Source organism: Halogeometricum pallidum JCM 14848 (genome assembly GCF_000337095.1).
GTDB classification, from domain to species: domain Archaea; phylum Halobacteriota; class Halobacteria; order Halobacteriales; family Haloferacaceae; genus Halogeometricum; species Halogeometricum pallidum.
Genome location: NZ_AOIV01000024.1, coordinates 143,808 through 159,873, shown reverse-complemented (window position 1 = coordinate 159,873; position 16,066 = coordinate 143,808). Strand labels below are relative to the sequence as shown.

General features: G+C 67.9%; 18 protein-coding genes. 11 read left to right on the top strand and 7 right to left on the bottom strand.

Going from position 1 to position 16,066, the window contains the following annotated elements; genetic code table 11:
- Window positions 1–83: 83 nt before the first annotated feature.
- The 3 genes from larE (at window position 84) to C474_RS10860 (ending at window position 2,518) form a co-directional block, all read left to right on the top strand.
- Complete coding sequence (gene larE, locus C474_RS10870) at window positions 84–998, top strand: ATP-dependent sacrificial sulfur transferase LarE (protein WP_008386714.1); 915 nt, start codon at window positions 84–86, stop codon at window positions 996–998.
- Between the two features lie 64 nt (window positions 999–1,062).
- Window positions 1,063–1,536: an SRPBCC domain-containing protein gene (locus tag C474_RS10865; protein WP_008386712.1), complete on the top strand. Its 474-nt coding sequence runs from the start codon at window positions 1,063–1,065 to the stop codon at window positions 1,534–1,536.
- Window positions 1,537–1,615: 79 nt separating this feature from the next.
- Window positions 1,616–2,518, top strand: a complete 903-nt coding sequence (locus C474_RS10860; protein WP_008386710.1) for a carbohydrate ABC transporter permease — start codon at window positions 1,616–1,618, stop codon at window positions 2,516–2,518.
- 6 nt (window positions 2,519–2,524) lie between these two features.
- Here the strand turns inward: C474_RS10860 and C474_RS10855 are convergent, their stop codons facing one another.
- Window positions 2,525–3,940, bottom strand: coding sequence for a twin-arginine translocase subunit TatC (locus tag C474_RS10855; RefSeq protein WP_008386708.1), 1,416 nt, complete (start codon window positions 3,938–3,940; stop codon window positions 2,525–2,527).
- 125 nt (window positions 3,941–4,065) lie between these two features.
- Here C474_RS10855 and C474_RS10850 point away from each other — a divergent pair, with 125 nt between their 5' ends.
- From C474_RS10850 to C474_RS10835, 4 genes are all read left to right on the top strand, one after another.
- Window positions 4,066–6,246, top strand: a complete 2,181-nt coding sequence (locus tag C474_RS10850) for a twin-arginine translocase subunit TatC (protein WP_049916914.1) — start codon at window positions 4,066–4,068, stop codon at window positions 6,244–6,246.
- 112 nt (window positions 6,247–6,358) lie between these two features.
- Window positions 6,359–6,532 carry a ribbon-helix-helix domain-containing protein gene (locus tag C474_RS10845; RefSeq protein ID WP_008386704.1) on the top strand — a complete coding sequence of 58 codons (174 nt, stop codon included), beginning with the start codon at window positions 6,359–6,361 and terminating at the stop codon, window positions 6,530–6,532.
- Entirely contained in the window at window positions 6,525–7,244 is a 720-nt protein-coding gene (locus C474_RS10840) for a queuosine precursor transporter (RefSeq protein ID WP_008386703.1), read from the top strand. The genes C474_RS10845 and C474_RS10840 overlap by 8 nt, the downstream gene beginning before the upstream one ends.
- Window positions 7,245–7,309: 65 nt before the next feature.
- Entirely contained in the window at window positions 7,310–7,501 is a 192-nt protein-coding gene (locus tag C474_RS10835) for a hypothetical protein (protein ID WP_008386701.1), read from the top strand.
- 93 nt (window positions 7,502–7,594) lie between these two features.
- On the opposite strand, the gene C474_RS10830 is transcribed toward C474_RS10835, so the two are convergent.
- Both C474_RS10830 and C474_RS10825 read right to left on the bottom strand, forming a co-directional pair.
- Window positions 7,595–8,368, bottom strand: a complete 774-nt coding sequence (locus tag C474_RS10830; protein WP_008386699.1) for a 23S rRNA (uridine(2552)-2'-O)-methyltransferase — start codon at window positions 8,366–8,368, stop codon at window positions 7,595–7,597.
- A 71-nt stretch (window positions 8,369–8,439) separates the two neighbouring features.
- Window positions 8,440–8,910 carry a low molecular weight phosphatase family protein gene (locus C474_RS10825; RefSeq protein WP_008386698.1) on the bottom strand — a complete coding sequence of 157 codons (471 nt, stop codon included), beginning with the start codon at window positions 8,908–8,910 and terminating at the stop codon, window positions 8,440–8,442.
- Between the two features lie 206 nt (window positions 8,911–9,116).
- Between C474_RS10825 and C474_RS10820 the strand changes: the two genes are divergently transcribed.
- Entirely contained in the window at window positions 9,117–9,860 is a 744-nt protein-coding gene (locus C474_RS10820) for a DNA polymerase sliding clamp (RefSeq protein ID WP_008386697.1), read from the top strand.
- Between the two features lie 142 nt (window positions 9,861–10,002).
- On the opposite strand, the gene C474_RS10815 is transcribed toward C474_RS10820, so the two are convergent.
- Window positions 10,003–11,385 carry an MFS transporter gene (locus C474_RS10815; RefSeq protein WP_008386696.1) on the bottom strand — a complete coding sequence of 461 codons (1,383 nt, stop codon included), beginning with the start codon at window positions 11,383–11,385 and terminating at the stop codon, window positions 10,003–10,005.
- 117 nt (window positions 11,386–11,502) lie between these two features.
- Entirely contained in the window at window positions 11,503–12,090 is a 588-nt protein-coding gene (locus tag C474_RS10810) for a DUF7474 family protein (RefSeq protein ID WP_008386695.1), read from the bottom strand.
- 147 nt (window positions 12,091–12,237) lie between these two features.
- On the opposite strand from C474_RS10810, the gene C474_RS10805 reads away from it, so the two are divergent.
- Entirely contained in the window at window positions 12,238–13,374 is a 1,137-nt protein-coding gene (locus C474_RS10805; RefSeq protein ID WP_008386694.1) for a DNA primase large subunit PriL, read from the top strand.
- A 145-nt stretch (window positions 13,375–13,519) separates the two neighbouring features.
- Here C474_RS10805 and C474_RS10800 read toward each other — a convergent pair whose 3' ends face one another.
- Complete coding sequence (locus tag C474_RS10800; RefSeq protein ID WP_008386693.1) at window positions 13,520–13,717, bottom strand: DUF7472 family protein; 198 nt, start codon at window positions 13,715–13,717, stop codon at window positions 13,520–13,522.
- A 203-nt stretch (window positions 13,718–13,920) separates the two neighbouring features.
- Between C474_RS10800 and C474_RS10795 the strand changes: the two genes are divergently transcribed.
- The gene (locus C474_RS10795) at window positions 13,921–14,598 is read left to right on the top strand and encodes an SWIM zinc finger family protein (RefSeq protein ID WP_193363652.1); all 678 of its coding nucleotides are present in this window, start codon (window positions 13,921–13,923) and stop codon (window positions 14,596–14,598) included.
- An 82-nt stretch (window positions 14,599–14,680) separates the two neighbouring features.
- Here C474_RS10795 and hjc read toward each other — a convergent pair whose 3' ends face one another.
- Entirely contained in the window at window positions 14,681–15,127 is a 447-nt protein-coding gene (gene hjc, locus C474_RS10790; RefSeq protein ID WP_008386691.1) for a Holliday junction resolvase Hjc, read from the bottom strand.
- A 96-nt stretch (window positions 15,128–15,223) separates the two neighbouring features.
- On the opposite strand from hjc, the gene C474_RS10785 reads away from it, so the two are divergent.
- Entirely contained in the window at window positions 15,224–16,048 is an 825-nt protein-coding gene (locus C474_RS10785) for a formate/nitrite transporter family protein (protein WP_008386689.1), read from the top strand.
- The last annotated feature ends 18 nt before the right edge of the window (window positions 16,049–16,066 follow it).

The window sequence follows — 16,066 nt, the reverse complement described above, 5'->3', positions numbered from 1 at the left end:
AGCGTTGTTACCCTGACGGCGGAGAGCCGGCGGCCCCGGCCGAGGACAACGTACTTTTGCCGCTCCGGGGGAAACACTCCCACATGCCCGACGCGGACACGTCCGACGACTCAGCCCCCCCGTTCGCGGAGAAGACCGCGGCGGCGCGCGCGTCGCTCCGAGAGCGAGACGGCGCGCTCGTCGCGTTCTCCGGCGGCGTCGACTCCGCCGTCGTCGCCGCACTCGCCCACGACGCCCTCGGCGACGACGCCGTCGCCTGCACGGCCAAATCCGAGACGCTCCCCGCCGAGGAGTTAGAAGACGCCCGCCGCGTGGCCGAGGAGATAGGCATCCGACACGAAGTCGTCGAGTTCTCCGAACTGGACAACCCCGACTTCGTCGAGAACGACGGCGACCGGTGCTACCACTGCCGCACGATGCGCCTCGGTCGGATGTACGACGCCGCGCGCGAACGCGGCATCGAGACGGTGTGCGACGGCACGAACGCCTCTGACCCCGGCGAGGGGCACCGGCCGGGCCTCCGCGCCGTCGAGGAGTTGGAGGTGCTCTCTCCCCTTCTCGCACACGACATCTCGAAGGAGGAGGTGCGCGAAATCGCCGACGAGTACGGCCTCTCGGTGGCCGAGAAGCCGTCGATGGCGTGTCTGTCCTCGCGTATCCCTACGGGTCTGGAAGTCACCGAAGAGCGACTGAGCCGCGTCGAGAAGGCCGAACGCGCCGTCCGCCAGTGGGGGTTCTCGCAGTTCCGCGTCCGCGACCACGACGGCCTCGCCCGCATCGAAATCGCCCGCGAGGAGTTGGAGACGGCGCTCGACCCCGACTTCGTCGTCGCCGTCCGCGAACGCCTCTCCGACCTCGGGTTCGACCACGTCACCCTCGACCTGCACGGCTACCAGACGGGGAGCGTCAGTCCGGCCGCGGAGGCCGACGCCGCCGACGCCGCGAGCGACGAACCCCTCGTCGAGGACGTGTTCGCCTCCGACTACCCCACGAAGTGACGCCGCGGCGGGCGCGACGGCGTCGCACGCGACGGTTATCCCCTCGAACGACGTCGTAGAGGGAGTGAAAGAGATTCTGACGGACGTGGAGATAGACGCGCCGCCGACGCGCGTGTGGACCGTTCTCACCGATTTCGAGGCGTACGACGAGTGGAACCCGTTCCTCCGAATCGTCGGAAAACCGAACGTCGGAAGCCGCCCGCAGGTGCGCCTGACGCCGCCGAGCGGTCGCGGGATGGCGTTCCGGCCCGAGGTGACCGTCGCCGAACCGAACCGCGAGTTCCGGTGGGTCGGCCACCTCTACCTCTCGGGACTGTTCGACGGCGAACACCGCTTCGTCCTCGAACCGCTCGACGATGGGGCGCGGACGCGCTTCGTCCACGGCGAGACGTTCTCCGGCGTGCTCGCCGGTCCGCTCCTCCGCGTGTCCGGCGACGACACGCGGGCCGGGTTCGAGGCGATGAACGAGGCGCTGAAGCGCCGCGCTGAGGAGAGCGTCGGGAGCAGTCGGACGCCCCGTCCGTCGACGGCCGAGTGAGACGCGCGAGTCCCCGCCCTTTTTATCCGCTAGAGTTGACACGACGAGACGTGCGTCCCACTCGAGGAGCGAATCGGCCGTGAGCGAGAACGTCCTCCAGCGCGGCGTCCGAAACGCCATCGAACAGCCCGGCATCGTGTATCGCCTGCTGTTCGGCGTCCTCGTCGCGTTCGTCCTCCTGCTGTTCGGCTTCCCCCTCTACTGGCTGCTCGTACTGGCGGTGACCCCGCCGGCGGCCGTCAACGGCCTCGGCCTCGCACCGGAGGCGGTGACGGCGTCGAACTTCGTCGCCGTCGCCGCGTTCACGCCGTTTCTCAGACATCTGTGCAACGGGCTGCTCGTCGCCGCACTCAGCACCGCGCTCGTCCTCGTCGTCGGGTCGCTCGCGGGCTACGCGTTCGGCCGCCTCTCGTTTCCCGGTCGTCGGCCCCTCCTACTGCTGTTTCTCGCCCTCGCCTACGTCCCGCCCGCGGCGTTTCTGGTCCCCCTGTTCCGGTTGTTCACCGGGGTGTCCGCGTCACTCGGACCGGTGACGCTGACGACGCCCACGCTGTACAACACGCCGGCGGCCGTCGTCCTGCCCACGTCGATGCTGACGATGCCGCTGGCTATCTACGTGCTGACGGTGTTCTACGCGCAGATACCCGACGAGTTGGAGGCGGCGGCGCGCGTCGAGGGGGCGACCCGAATCGGCGCGCTCAGACGCGTCGTCCTCCCCCTCGCCCGACCCGGCGTGGCCACCGCGGGCGTCTTCACGTTCGTCCAGGTGTACAACGAGTTCTTCTTCTCGTATCTCATGACCGACGGCGACCCGGACCACTGGGCACCGCTCGCGCCGTTCGTCTACGGGCTTCGGTACTCGGAGGCGACGCTGGGCGCGGCCGCCGCTATCCTCGGATTACTCCCCGTCGTCGTGGTTCTCCTCGTCGCCAACGACTACCTCGTGAAGAGTCTCGCCGCGACGGTGCCGGCGGAGCACTGAGCGGCCTCAGTTCCCGGTCCAGCGCAGGAGGAACAGCGTCCCCTCGAACAGCGTTATCATGGTCACCGCGATGATGATGGGCGCCATCCCCGTCGGGTCGGGGCTGACGAAGAACGCCAGTCCGAGGAAGGAGGCCCAGAAGATGAGGCGGCGCTGGACCAACCACTCCCGCGTGACGAGGTTCATCATGATGGCGAGCATGATGAACAGCGGAATCTGGAAGATGATGGCGTTGTAGCCCATCAGGATGAGGATGAGGTTGAACGTCTCCTTCAGACCGAAGGCGACGACGGCCGTCCCGGTGGTGTAGGAGGTGAAGTACGCGAAGATGGACGGGAGGACGATGAAGTGCGCGAAGGCGACGCCGATGAAGGCGAGGATGAGACTCGTCGGCACGGCGGCGAGGTAGTACCGGCGCTCTCGGGGGAACAGACCGGGGCGCATGAACAGATACGTCTCGTAGACGAACACCGGCAGTCCGACGATGAGGCCGCCCAAGGCGGCGACTTTCAGTTCGGTCAGGACGAGTTCGAGGGGGCCGTACACTCGCGGGCGGCGGTCGGCTATCTCCGGCGCGCCGGGGATGTGCTTGTTCCACAGGAAGTTGATGACCTCCGTCGAGCTGACGAAGTTCAGATTCAGCGCCGAGTTGGCTAGGTCGGCGCCGGGGTACAGCAGGAGGGTGATGAGGCCGCCGATGAGGAACACCACCGCGAGACGGTTGATCATCTCCTCGATGTGCTCGGCCAGCGGCATCTCCTGGTCGGACTCCGGCCCGTCGCCGAACATCCCCTCGTCGACGTCGTCGTCCGCGAAGTCGTTCCGGGACTGCCCGGCGACGGCGGGCGCGCCGCCGTCGGTGTCGGCGACTGCGTGCGATCCGTCGTCGGACACCTCTCTCCGTTCGGTCGCCTCCGTATCGGGGTACTCGTGACCCTCGGGCCAGAGCGGTTCGTCGCCCTCCCTCTCGACGTCGGAAGCGTCGTCGGCGTCGGCAGTATCGGTGTCGGCGGCGGCGTCGGTAGCATCGACGTCGTCGGTGTCGGCGGCGGCGTCGACGTGCGAGTCGTCAGTATCCGCCGCGCTCATCCCGTCGTCGGGGGGCGAGGGGGCGTCCGCCTCCCGGTCTTCCTCCGGCGGCGGGATGAGGTCCTCGCGTTCGAGGTTCACGTCGTCCACCTCGTCCGAGCCATCCGAGTCGTCGTCCGCACCGGGTCGGCCGTCGTCGGCGTCTTTGTCCTCGCCGCCGTCGCTTTCGTCGGTGTCGTCGGGGACGGAGCCGTCGCTCTCGGCGTCGTCCGACGACGCGGACGCTCCGTCGGTCGGCGTCTGGGACGACTCGGGCGCGTCGGCGTCCGGGGTCGAATCGTCGGACTCGTCGGGGTCCGTCGGCGGACGCTCCGACTCCGAATCGTCGGCCATTCACCAGAGATTCACTGCCCGGTTCTTATAGGCCTTTCCGGATGGCCGCGCCAGCGAGACGGCGCGGTCGGCCGCGGCCGACCGTATGAAAAAGATTGATAACCGCGAGACGGCTTTCGTCGGGTATGTCTAGCGCGCTAGACGGTGATACTCGCCGCGCACTCGACGAGGGTCGGGAGACCGCGGGGGCGATGCTCCGCGCGGCGCAAAAGGACCTGCAGAAGGTCTTCATCGTCTTTCTCATCGGCTTTCTCGGCACGTTCTACGCGCTTCGTCTGTACGTCTGGGACTTCCTGAAGGCGGTGATGCGGCAGAACATGTCGGAGATAATCAACGAGCAGGTCAAGATTATCGCCCAGACGCCGTTCGACGTGGTCCTCCTGCAGGCGAAAATCGGGATGGTGACGGGGCTCATCCTCGCCGCGCCCGTGTTCATCTACTTCTCGCGCGACGCCCTCAGAGAGCGCGGCTACTGGCCGTCCGCGCCGGTACCGAAGTGGCAACTCGGGCTCATCCTCAGCGGGATGGTCGGCCTGTTCGCCCTCGGCGTCGCCTACGGCTACCTCTTTTTCTTCCCCATCACGTTCTCCTTTCTCGCGAAGAACACCTACAACATCGGCTTCGCGCCCACCTACTCCATCGTCAAGTGGGCGCAGTTCATGTTCCTGCTCACCGTCTCGTTCGGGTTAGCGAGTCAGCTTCCGCTGGTGATGACGCTGCTGTCGTACACCGAGATCGTCCCGTACGAGACGTTCCGGGACCAGTGGCGCTACGCCGTCATCGGCGTCTTCCTCGCCGGGGCGCTGTTCACGCCGCCGGACCCGTTCACGCAGATACTCTGGGCCATCCCGGTGTTGACGCTGTACGGCGTCAGCCTCTATCTCTCGAAGATTCTCGTCACGGCGCGTCGCGGCAGCGAACGCCTCGACGCCCGCGGCGCCGTCGGCAAGCGCTGGAACGTCGTCGCCGGCGCCGGCGTCCTCGGCGGCGCGGCCGTCTACCTGTTCTACACCTACGGCGGCCCAGCGGCCGTCGACCGGGCACTCCGTCTCATCGGGAGCGACTATCAGTTCCCCACGCCCGACGGGATGTTCGGACTCCCCGCTGGGAGCGCTCTCGTTCTCCTGTCGGTGCTCGGCGGCCTCGCCTTCCTCCTCCTCGGCGTCGGCTACGCCATCTACAAGGACCTCGAGGAGTCGGTCGGACCGCTCGACCGCGGCGTGGGCGACCCCTCGAACATCGACGTCCGCGAACTCGACACGGCGGGCGTCCGCGCCGCGCCGCCCGAGGCGTTCGCCGACCTGAGCGAGGAGGAGGTGATGGCGATAGCGGGCGACGCCCTCGACGAGGGGGACAACGAACGCGCGCAGGCCATCCTCGACCGGTTCGACGAGGCCGAGGAAGGACGCGAGGCAGGAGACGGAACCCGGACGAGCGAGGGGGAGGAACCCAGCGAACTCGAAGACCGGACGACGCGCGCCGGCGGCACGTTCTTCAGCGAACTCACCGACGGCGAGACGGACGAGGACGACATCGGCGGCTACTACAAGGATATCACGTTCATCCTCGAATCGGTCACGACGCGGGCGTTCTGGATCGTCGGCGTGTTCATGCTCTCCCTGACGGGGACGTTCATGTGGCTGTACACAGTCGGCTTCCGAGAGGTGTACGAGAGCTTCCTCGACCGCCTGCCCGCCTCCGTGACGCCCGACGAGGTGCTGAACGTCGTCGCCCTCCACCCGATGGAGGCGCTGCTGTTCGAGGTGAAGTTCTCGACGCTCGTCGCCGTGCTCGTCACCCTCCCCGTCGTCGCGTACTTCGCGTGGCCGGCCCTGCGCGAGCGTCAGATCGTCCGCCGTCGCCGCCGCACGGTGTTTCTCTGGACGGGGTCGCTCGTCGGCGGCCTGCTCGCCGGGTTCATCTTCGGCTACTTCTACGTCGCTCCCGCGGTCATCTCGTGGCTCGTCAACGACGCGGTGCAGGCGAACATGATAATCACCTACCGCATCACCGATTTCTTCTGGCTCATCTTCTTCACGACGGGCGGCATCGGCCTCCTCGCCGACATCCCCATCCTCATGCTGCTGCTCAACGGGTCGGGAATCCCCTACCAGACGCTCCGCAACCGCTGGCGCGAGGTGACCGTCGTCGTCCTCGCGTTCGCCGCGGTGTTCACGCCCGCCGGCATCCTCACGATGTTCCTCGTCACGATTCCGCTGATGGTCGCCTACGGCGTCGGACTCGGCGTCCTGCTCGTCGTCACCTTCGGCGGCCGGCGCAACCTCGCACCCGCCCGGTCGAACTGAGTCGACCGGGCGGAGAAGGCGAGAGGGCTCTCCGGGCCCTATCGGACTGCGGATGTCGCTCTGCCGACAGGCTATTGAAAAGCCGTAAATATGCGCCCGAGAATCCACGAGTATGTCCAAGATAAGCGTCGAGATACCCGACGAACTCCTCGCCGACCTAGACGAACACGTCGGAGACGACAGGAAATTCGTCAACCGCAGCGACGCCATCCGCGCGTCCGTCCGCAAGACCCTCGACCTACTCGACGAGATAGACGCCCGCCACGACAGAATCGACAATGAGTGAGGGGCGACTCGAAACCGGGCAGGTCGTCCTCCTCGGCCTGTTCGTCACCGCGTTGACGACGGCGCAACTCACGGCCTCGAAACTGCTTGCCGTGCCCGTCCCGGAGGCTATCGGGACGCTCCCAGTCGTCGGCGCGACGGTGCTGATGCCCGGCGCGGCGGTGGCGTACGCGCTCACTTTCTTCGCCTCCGACTGCTACTCGGAACTGTACGGCCGCCGACCGACGCAGGTGATGGTCAACGTCGGCTTCGCGATGAACTTCGTCCTCCTCGCGTTGGTGTGGGTCACCATCCTCATGCCCGCCGCCGACCCGGAGTTCGCCGGGCAGTTTCGCGCCGTCCTCGCCTCCGGAACGAACGTCGTCGCGGGGAGCCTCCTCGCCTATCTCGTGAGTCAGAACTGGGACGTGTTCGTCTTCCACCGCATCCGCGAGGCGACCGGACGCCGCCACCTGTGGCTCCGCAACGTCGCCTCGACGGCGACCAGTCAGGCCATCGACACGGTCATCTTCGTCCTCGTCGCGTTCTCCGTTGCGCCGCGGGTGCTCGGTATCGGCGACGCCCTCCCCTGGAGCGCCCTCCTCTCGCTCATGGTCGGGCAGTACCTCCTGAAACTTCTCATCGCCGTCGTCGACACGCCGTTCGTCTACGGCGTCGTCGCCGCCCTCGGCGGCGGCCGTCCCGACGAACGGGACCCGTGGGCGCTGGAGTGACCGGGCTTCTGACCAGTCAGCGACGGGACTAACCATCTTATGCGGGACGGTATCGTACGGCATGCATGAACGTAGAGCGACGCGTTCGCCTGACAGAGGGAGACACGATGGAGAGCGGGCTTCGATGCCCGGAGTGCGGGACGTACACGACGTTCTCCGACATCATCACCACCGGGCAGTGCCGACGAGGGGGAGGACGGGGCAGTTGCGAGGCCCGACTCCGCGTCGACGTGGTCGTGGAGAATCGGCCGGAGTGACGGCGGCGAAGGGAAAAGGATGGACCGGTGAAGAGCGGCGAAGAGCGGGGGAAAAGCGGGAAGCGACGGCGCGAGGCGCTTACCGTTCGCCGCTCACCCGTCGACGACTTCGGCGAACCCAAAGTTCGGCTTGAGGTCGGTGACGCGCACCCGAACCTCCTCGCCGGCCTCTGTCCCGGGGACGAACAGCGTGTAGCCGTCGACCTTGGCGATGCCGTCGCCCTCGCTTCCCACGTCGTCGACGACCACGTCCAGTTCCTCGCCCTCGGTGACGGGCGCCGTGATGCGGTGTTTGCCGACGAGATACTGCTCCGAGGACTCGTCGCGGGAGGCGTCCGGGCGGACCGAGCGGACGTACTGGAACTCTTTTTCCACGTCCGCGCGGAAGTCCGCGAGGTCCTGCCCGTCGAACACCTTCACGGCGAAGTCGCCGCCGGCGGGGAGGAGTTCCAGGGCCACCTCGAACGCCTGCCGGGCGAGGTGGATAGAGCGGGCGTGATCCAGCGAGTACTCGCCGGTCATGTTCGGCGCCATGTCCGAGATGACGACGTCGGCGCCCTCCTCGCCGATTCGCTCGCGGAGCCGTTCCTTCGTCGCCTCCTCGGTCATATCGCCCTTGATGGTCTCGACGTTCCCCGAATCGAGGTCGCGGATGCGCTGGAAGTCGACGCCGACGACCGCTCCCTGGTCGCCGACGGCCTCCGCGGCGACCTGTAGCCACCCGCCGGGGGCGGCCCCGAGGTCAACGACGGTGTTGCCGGGGCCGAACAGCCCCGTCTCCTCGTCCAACTGTTTCAGCTTGTACGCCGACCGGGTGCGGTAGCCCTCCTGTTTCGCCTTGTTGTAGTAGTGGTCCTTGCGCGCCATCGTCTCGTACCCTCGATACCGTCTCGAACGATTTACCGCCATCGCCTCGCGCCGGCGTGCCGACTCGCGGCTCAGGTCCCGTCTATCTCCGCCTCCACCTCGTCGAACAGGGCGACGACCCGCTCTTCTATCTCGTCGCGAATCGCTCTCGCGCCGTCCTCGCCCTCGCCGTCCGGGTCGTCGAGCGCCCAGTCGCGCACGTCGAGGCCGCCGGAGGTGTCGAGTTCGAGCGTCGAACAGCCCATTGTCGCCACGAAGTCGCACGTCTCCAGTTCCTCGGTCGAAATCTCCCGCGGTGTGCGGTCAGAGAGGTCGAACCCCTCCTCGTCCATGACGCGGACGACTACGTCGTGGACGTGGTCGGCGGGGTGCGTCCCGCCGGTCAGTATCTTCACGCGGTCCTCCAGTCCCCGCCGGTCTCGCTCTCGTTCGGCGAAGGCGGTCGCCATCTGACTCCGGCCCGCGTTCTGGACGCAGACGAACGCGACCCGGACCGCGTCGACGGGGTCGACCTCGGGGGCGGCGCGGTCGGCGTCGCTCATCGCGTCCCTCGCGCCGTCTCGTAACCGAATCTCGCGTCTCGTTCCATGAGAAACCCGTGAGGAGGAACGCACATAGCTGTTCTGTGGGGTGGCGCGACATGATGCGAGAAAGGGTCGCGCGCCGTCCCGCGTGGGCGTGCGAGAACACACTTTGTGAGCGGGCGAATCAAGGGTATTTTTAAGCCCGCTGTCGTAGCTGAGTCCACATGTTCAAGGCCATCGTGAGCGCCTCCACGCTCCGGGACGCGCTGGATTCGGTGAGCGTGCTCGTCGACGAGTGTAAGATCCGACTGAACGAGGACGACCTCTCGATTCGAGCGGTCGACCCCGCGAACGTCGGTATGGTCGACTTGACGCTCGACGCCGCCTCGTTCGAGTCCTACGAGGCCGACGGCGGCGTCATCGGCGTCAACCTCTCGAAACTCGAAGACTTCGTCGGCATGGCGAACTCCGACCAGTTGGTCGAACTCGAACTCGACGAAGAGACGCGGAAGCTCCAGATTCGCATCGACGGCCTCACCTCGACGCTCGCCCTCATCGACCCCGACTCCATCCGGCAGGAACCCGACATCCCGGACCTGGACCTCGCCGCCGAAATCGTCCTCGAAGGCGCGCAACTGGACCGCGGCATCAAGGCCGCCGACATGGTCTCCGACCACGTCCGCCTCCGCGTCGACGCCGAGGAGGAGGCGTTCCACATCCAGGCGCAGGGCGACACCGACGACGTGGACTTCCAACTCGACGCCGAGGACCTCATCGACCTCACCTCGGGGACGGCCGACTCGCTGTTCTCCTTGGACTACCTAAAGGACATGAACAAGGCCATCCCGAAGGACGCCGAGGTCACCATGGAACTCGGCGAGGAGTTCCCCGTGAAACTCCACTACCGCATCGCCGAGGGACAGGGCAACGTCACCTACATGCTCGCCCCGCGCATCCAGAGCGACTGAGCGGACGGCCGTCCGAGGGCGCTCGGACCGTTCGATGTCCCTCCGCCGACGGCGTTCGACGCGTCTCTCGGTTCTACTCGTTCTCTCCCTTCTCGTCTCCCTGTTCCCGTTCGGTCGCCCGTTGCAGCGACGGCGGATATCGCTACTTCGACTCGTTCGGCGGCGCGGCCGGCGCGACGGCGCCGAGGGTGCGGCCGGCGAGGATGGCGACGATTGGGAGGGCCAGTAGCGCGCCCGCGACGAACGGCGACCAGTAGGCGAGAACGTACAGCGCCGCCATCAGCGGCGGGCCGACGGTCCGACCGAGACTCCCCGCCCCCTGCGTGACGCCGAAGGCGTTCCCCTGCCGGTCGGCCGGCACGGCGCGCGAGACGAGCGTCGACAGGGCGACGTTCAGCAGGCTGTTTCCGACCGAGAGACACGCGAGGACCGCCAGGAGCACCGCCACGGGCCCCGTGAACCACGCGGGGCCGACGCTGCCGAGCGGAACGGCCGCGCCGACGAGATGCGAGAACGGTATCGTAGCGAGGGCGAAGACGAGGATGACCGCGCCCGCCAGCGCGATGTGGCGCTCGGGGTAGCGGCGGGAGAGGCGGCCGACGAGGACGCCCTGGTTCAGCACGCCGAGGACGCCGATGTAGGTGAGAAGCAGCGCCGTCTGCGTCTCGTCGTAGCCGAACAGGTCGGCCGCATAGGGGATGAACATGACCTGTACCCCCGAGAACGCCAGCGAGAGGAGGAAGAAGGCGACGACGAGGCCGCGGAGCGGGGGGGCGCGCAGGGCCGAGAGGAACTGGCCGACGAGCGTCGCGCGCTCCGCCGTCCCGCGCTGTCTGTCTGGTTCGGGGAGAAAGGCCGCGGTGGCGGCGAGTGCGAGGAGGCTGAGGCCGGCCGCGACGAAACTCGGCAGGGAGAAGCGCGTCGCCGGGACGAACGACGGGAGGACCGACTCCGCGGCGGCGACGACGCCGTCGCTGGCGGCGGCGCCGCCGATGGCCGGGCCGAAGACGAATCCGAGGCCGAACGCCGCGCCGACGAGTCCGAGGGCGGCGGCGCGGCGTTCGGCCGTCGTCACGTCGGCGATGTACGCCTGCGCCGTCGCGATGTTGCCGCCCATCGCTCCCGCGAGCATCCGCGAGGCGAACAGCGTCGCGAGCGCCGCCGTCGTGCCGAGGAGGACGCCGACTTCGGCGGCGAGGCCGAAGACGGTCCACGCGAGGACGTTGCCGAACAGCGACAGCATCAGCACGGGCCGGCGACCGTGCGCGTCCGAGAGGCGGCCGAGTAACGGCGCGAAGAGGAACTGCATCAGCGAGTACGACGCGGCGAGCAGGCCGATGAGCACGTCGCTCACCGCGAAGCTGCGGACGTAGAACGGGAGGACGGGGATGACGACGCCGAACCCGAGCAGGTCGATGAACACGATGCCGACGACGATGGCAAGGGCTCGACGGGGAGAGTCGACGACCTCCGACGCGGGCGTCGGCGCCCCGTCGTCGCCGCCCGTCGCCTCTGGTTCGCTCACGGAGGAGAGACGGGCGGTGAGAACGTAAATGGGGCGCGGGCCGTGCGAGCGGTGCGCTCGGACGGTCCGAGTACGCCGGGGAACGAAGGTGAACGGGAGCGGGAGTCGACCGCGGGGTCAGTGGTGACGGTCGATGACGCGCTTTGCCGACTGGGCCTTCTCCTTCCAGCCGTATCCGGCCTCGTAGACGTGGCGCTTGCTGTCGACCAGTTGGGCGGGCGTGGCCTCCTCGAACCCGCCGCGGGACCACGTCCCGCTCTCTTCGAGCCACGACACCACCTTCTCGCGCGTCTCCGACCACGAGAGGCCGACCATCTCGTACCACGCGATCATGGCGAAGACGGCGTTGTCGTGACAGCCGGGAACGCTCCCGCGGCGGTAGATGGTCTTCATCGGTTCCGCGGTGGGTTCGGACACCTCCTCGCGGAACTCCTCGGCGGTCAGCAGTCGGAGGACGCCGTTGGCCTCCGACACCCGACCGTCGCGCTCCAGACGCTGGAGGGCGGCGCGGTGGAGGTTGTCCCAGTCGCCGTGGACGTTCGATTCGAGGTCGTCCGCGGAGACGGGACCGGCCGTGAGTCGCGCGACCACGTCGACGTAGGCTTTCTCGACGGCGGGCCACGGCGTCCCCTCGAAGCGGCAGTCCACGTCGTGGAGGCTGTTGGTGGCCCGGCAGTCGGGGCACGGGTAGTCGAACTGCGGCACGTCGTGGGAGAAGGCGTCGCGCCGTCTTAGGTCGTGCGGTGTGGGTTTCGAGCCGTCCGAGAGCGGGACCGGGGGGAACGGAACCGGAACGGACCCGCGACAATCGTCGTGTTTATTCAGTCAGACCGGCAACGACGAGCCGAACCGATGGACCCGCACTTCGCCCGCTATCCGTTCTTCGACGGCGCGCGCGCCGCCGTCGGCGACGCGGACATCTCGCCGGCGGAACTCATCGCGGAGGACGCTCCCGCCGTCGAGCGGGGCTTAGAGCGGGTCGAGCGCGCTCTGATGGAGGGCACCGTCGCGCCCGAAGACGAGCGACGCTGGACCGACCGCGAGGAACTGCTCTCCTACCCCATCGCGCGCATCCTCGTCTCCCTCGTGGACACGCCCGCCGCCGTCGACAAGTACGCCGCCGCGGAGGCCGCGACGGCGCACGACCGTCTCCGCGCGGACTTCGAGTCGGACGACGACGGCCTGCAGAGCACGGGGACGCGACCCGTCTCCCTCAACGACGTGCTCCGCGAGTTCGACCTCTCGGGCGACGTGCGGCCCGAACGAGACGGCCCGGACGGGTCGGGGGGGTCGAGCGCCCGGCGGAGCGGCGAACGGCGCCCCTCGCACTACTGGGTGGACGTGGGCGCGTACCTGACGCTCTCGACGGCCGAGTGGGGCGAGCGCTGGCGCCTCGTCAACCGCGAACTCGCCGCCGGCGACGTGCGCGTGACCGACGAGGAACTCCGTCGACTGCTGGAGGAGGCGGTGCGCCGCCGCGTCGCAGAGGGCCTCCCGTTCTCGGTGCGCGGAAGCGCGGCGGGCGAGGAGATAGCCGACGCCCTCGACGACGAGGTGACCGCGCTGCGGAACCTCCTGAACGACCACGACGCCGCGGGGCGCGCGGAGGTGGACGCCGTCGTCCCGGGCCTGTTCCCGCCCTGCATGAAGGAGTTGGTCCAACGGGCCCGCAGCGACGAGTCGCTCCCGGCACACAGCGAGTTCTCCTTGGTCTCCTTCCTCGTCGCCCTCGGGATGGACGCGACGGAAGTGACGACGCTCCTCGGGGCCGACGGGGAGGCGGCGTCGCGCATGGAGACGCGCGTGGAGTATCTCGCCGACGCGGAGGGGGCGCAGTTCGCTCCCCCGTCCTGCGCGAGCATGCAGTCGTACGGCGACTGCGTGAACAGAGACGAGCGCTGCGAGACCATCTCGCACCCGCTGTCGTACTACGCGGGCGCCCTGCGGGACGCCGGCGAGGTGCGCGATTGGCGCGAGGCGCTATCGTAGCGTCCGCAACTGAGTACCGGTCCGACCGCACGATATCGTGCGGTCGAGCGAGCGAAGACGTGCGGACGCGACTGCACCCGACGGCGGCTGAACCCGAGCGTCGCTCCGGAGGGAGGAGAAGACCGAACGACCGAGAGCGCCGCGCTCAGCGGTCGAGGACGAAACCGATGATACCCATAACCAGTACGAACAGGGCGAGGATGCCGACGAGCACGAGGCCGCCGTCCCCGACGAGTCCGCCGTCGTTGTAGGTCGCACCGACGCCCACAACGAGCGCGATAAAGAAGCCGACTGCGACGACGGAGACGGCGATCTTCCGACGCATCTCCGCTTCGAGAGCCATGCCCCTGCCTTCCGCTGGCCGTTCTAAAAGCGCTTCGAAGAGCGTCCGGACTCCATATGAAACGAGGGTTTATCTTCGTTCGGAGCGTAGAAGAATATAACGAGAGAGCGGCAAGAGAGACGCTCTCTCGGCACGAATCAACCATGACGCACACCCGAAACACACCCGCGTCGACAGCCCGTTCCGCGCCCGCCGTCCACCCCGTGAGGCGGATGACGACCCTCCCCGCGGAGGGGTTCGCCGGCCGCACCCGCCGCGCCCGCGCCGAGGCGATGGCCATCCGACCGCTCAGAGACGGGCGGTACGTCGTCGAGACGGCCGGCGGAACGTACGTCGTCGACGTGGAGACCGGAAACTGCACCTGCCCGGACAGCGCCATCAGACACGCCCGCTGTAAGCACCTGCGCCGCGTCGCCATCGAGATAAACGAGGGGCTGGTCCCGACGCCCGGCGAGCGAACGAGCGTCTGCGCCGTCTGCGGCCGCCGGACGTTCGTCCCGATGTTCGACCCCGCGCCCGCCCTCTGCGAACGGCACGACCACGTCCCCGGCGACCTGGTGCGCGACAGGGAGACGAAGAGCCTCCTCGTCGTCGTCCGCGCGACGGGCGAACGCGCCGACGAGTCGACCACCGAGAACGGGACGCTCGTCGCCGACTACGAGAGCAACGCAAACTACGGACGGCACGAACCCGTCTTCGAGGCCGTCTACGTCGACTCGCTGCCCCTCTCGGGCGGCGTAGCCGACCTGGCGGGGCGGACGCGCTATCGCTTCCCCGCCTCGCGCCTCCGTCCGGTCAAATCGGGCTTCGCCGACGCCGACGCGGTCCGACACGCGACGGCGCAGGACCGGCCGAAGACGAGACAGGCGTCGCTGGTCTAGTCGGCGCCGTCAGACGCGCGTCATCGTACAGTGGAAACGAAGGGGTTCGAGCGGGCGGGTTCGGGAGTCCGGGCGGCGGCGTTCAGTCGCCGTCCGCCGACTCCTCGCTCACGTCCGTCAGTTTGCTCTGAGCGGGGCCGCCGACGAACGACTCGAACGGTTCCCCCTCCGCCAGCGCCGTCTCCTTTTTCACCCGGTAGTTGCCGCCGTCGGTCGTGTAGAGGTCGCCGGGGTGGAAGAAGTACCAGTCCTCGCGGTCAAACCGAACGGCGACGCGGGCCTTCGCGCCGAAGTTCTGCGAGAAGTAGATGAGCGCCTCCACCTCTTCGCCCTGGAGGTAGATGGGCCGACCCGAACTCGCCTTCGCTTCGATGGCGTAGAACGTCTCGCCGTTGCCCGCGAGGACGTCCGGGAGTTCGCGTTCGGTCGCGCTCCCCGACGCCGGCGCGCGCATGACCGCGAACCCGGCCTCGTCGAGGCGGTTGACGAGTTCGCGTTCCCTGCGGTCGCCCTTTCGATTCGAGGACATGGACGACTCTCGGCCGCGGCCGTTCTTAAATGAGACGAAGGAACCGAACCGGTCGGCAAAAGCACCTATCAACTCTCGATTTGAGAAGATTACCACATGAGTCAGACGGAAGGAAGTGGGCCCGCATCGTCGGACGAACAGACGCCACAGCGGGCGATCCTCGAATCCGAGATAGAGCACGGCCTGAACGAGTTGCAACGCCCGACGGGCGGTCTGTTCCTCTCAGCGCTGTCCGCGGGGTTGGATATCGGCTTCGGCCCCCTGCTGATGGCGACGGTGGCGACGACGGCGGCGGGTATCTGGGCGGACGTCACGCAGAGCCTCGTCCTCGCGAACCTCTACGCCATCGGGTTCGTCTTCGTCGTCCTCGGTCGGTCGGAACTGTTCACCGAACACACCACGCTGGCGGTGATTCCGGTGCTCAACGGCGACGCCTCCACGAGTCAACTCGGCCGTCTATGGGGTGTCGTCTACGCCGGTAACGTCGTCGGCGCCGGCGTGTTCTCCGTCATCGCCGTCACCGTCGCCCCCTCGTTCGGCATCGTCGAACCGAGCGCGTTCGTCGAACTCGGCAAGCAACTAGTCGACCATCCGGTGGAGGCGAAGTTCACCGCCGCCATCCTCGCCGGGTGGCTGATGGGCCTCCTCTCGTGGCTCGTCTCCGCCGCGCAGGAGACCATCAGCCGGACGCTCTTCGTCTGGCTCGTCGCCACCACCATCGGCATCGCCCACCTGCCGCACTGTATCGCCGGCATCGTCGAGGTGCTCCCGGCCATGCTGTTCTCCTCGGAGATCGGACTCGCCACGTTCGTGGAGTTCATGGTCGTTTCCACGGTGGGGAACGCCATCGGCGGAACCGTCTTCGTCGCCCTCCTGAAGTACGGACACGTCGTCCGCGGCGGGTCGACGACCGCGCGGTGAGGACGCGGCATCACCCGT

What these genes read in the sequence shown, in the direction of transcription:
- hjc (WP_008386691.1), bottom strand. Translation starts at nt 15,127, where the DNA reads ATGTCCTCGAATCGAAAGGGCGACCGCAGGGAACGCGAACTCGTCAAC.
- C474_RS10785 (WP_008386689.1), top strand. Translation starts at nt 15,224, where the DNA reads ATGAGTCAGACGGAAGGAAGTGGGCCCGCATCGTCGGACGAACAGACG.
- C474_RS10850 (WP_049916914.1), top strand. Translation starts at nt 4,066, where the DNA reads ATGTCTAGCGCGCTAGACGGTGATACTCGCCGCGCACTCGACGAGGGT.
- C474_RS10840 (WP_008386703.1), top strand. Translation starts at nt 6,525, where the DNA reads ATGAGTGAGGGGCGACTCGAAACCGGGCAGGTCGTCCTCCTCGGCCTG.
- C474_RS10835 (WP_008386701.1), top strand. Translation starts at nt 7,310, where the DNA reads ATGAACGTAGAGCGACGCGTTCGCCTGACAGAGGGAGACACGATGGAG.
- C474_RS10805 (WP_008386694.1), top strand. Translation starts at nt 12,238, where the DNA reads ATGGACCCGCACTTCGCCCGCTATCCGTTCTTCGACGGCGCGCGCGCC.
- C474_RS10845 (WP_008386704.1), top strand. Translation starts at nt 6,359, where the DNA reads ATGTCCAAGATAAGCGTCGAGATACCCGACGAACTCCTCGCCGACCTA.
- larE (WP_008386714.1), top strand. Translation starts at nt 84, where the DNA reads ATGCCCGACGCGGACACGTCCGACGACTCAGCCCCCCCGTTCGCGGAG.
- C474_RS10800 (WP_008386693.1), bottom strand. Translation starts at nt 13,717, where the DNA reads ATGGCTCTCGAAGCGGAGATGCGTCGGAAGATCGCCGTCTCCGTCGTC.
- C474_RS10820 (WP_008386697.1), top strand. Translation starts at nt 9,117, where the DNA reads ATGTTCAAGGCCATCGTGAGCGCCTCCACGCTCCGGGACGCGCTGGAT.
- C474_RS10825 (WP_008386698.1), bottom strand. Translation starts at nt 8,910, where the DNA reads ATGAGCGACGCCGACCGCGCCGCCCCCGAGGTCGACCCCGTCGACGCG.
- C474_RS10830 (WP_008386699.1), bottom strand. Translation starts at nt 8,368, where the DNA reads ATGGCGCGCAAGGACCACTACTACAACAAGGCGAAACAGGAGGGCTAC.
- C474_RS10855 (WP_008386708.1), bottom strand. Translation starts at nt 3,940, where the DNA reads ATGGCCGACGATTCGGAGTCGGAGCGTCCGCCGACGGACCCCGACGAG.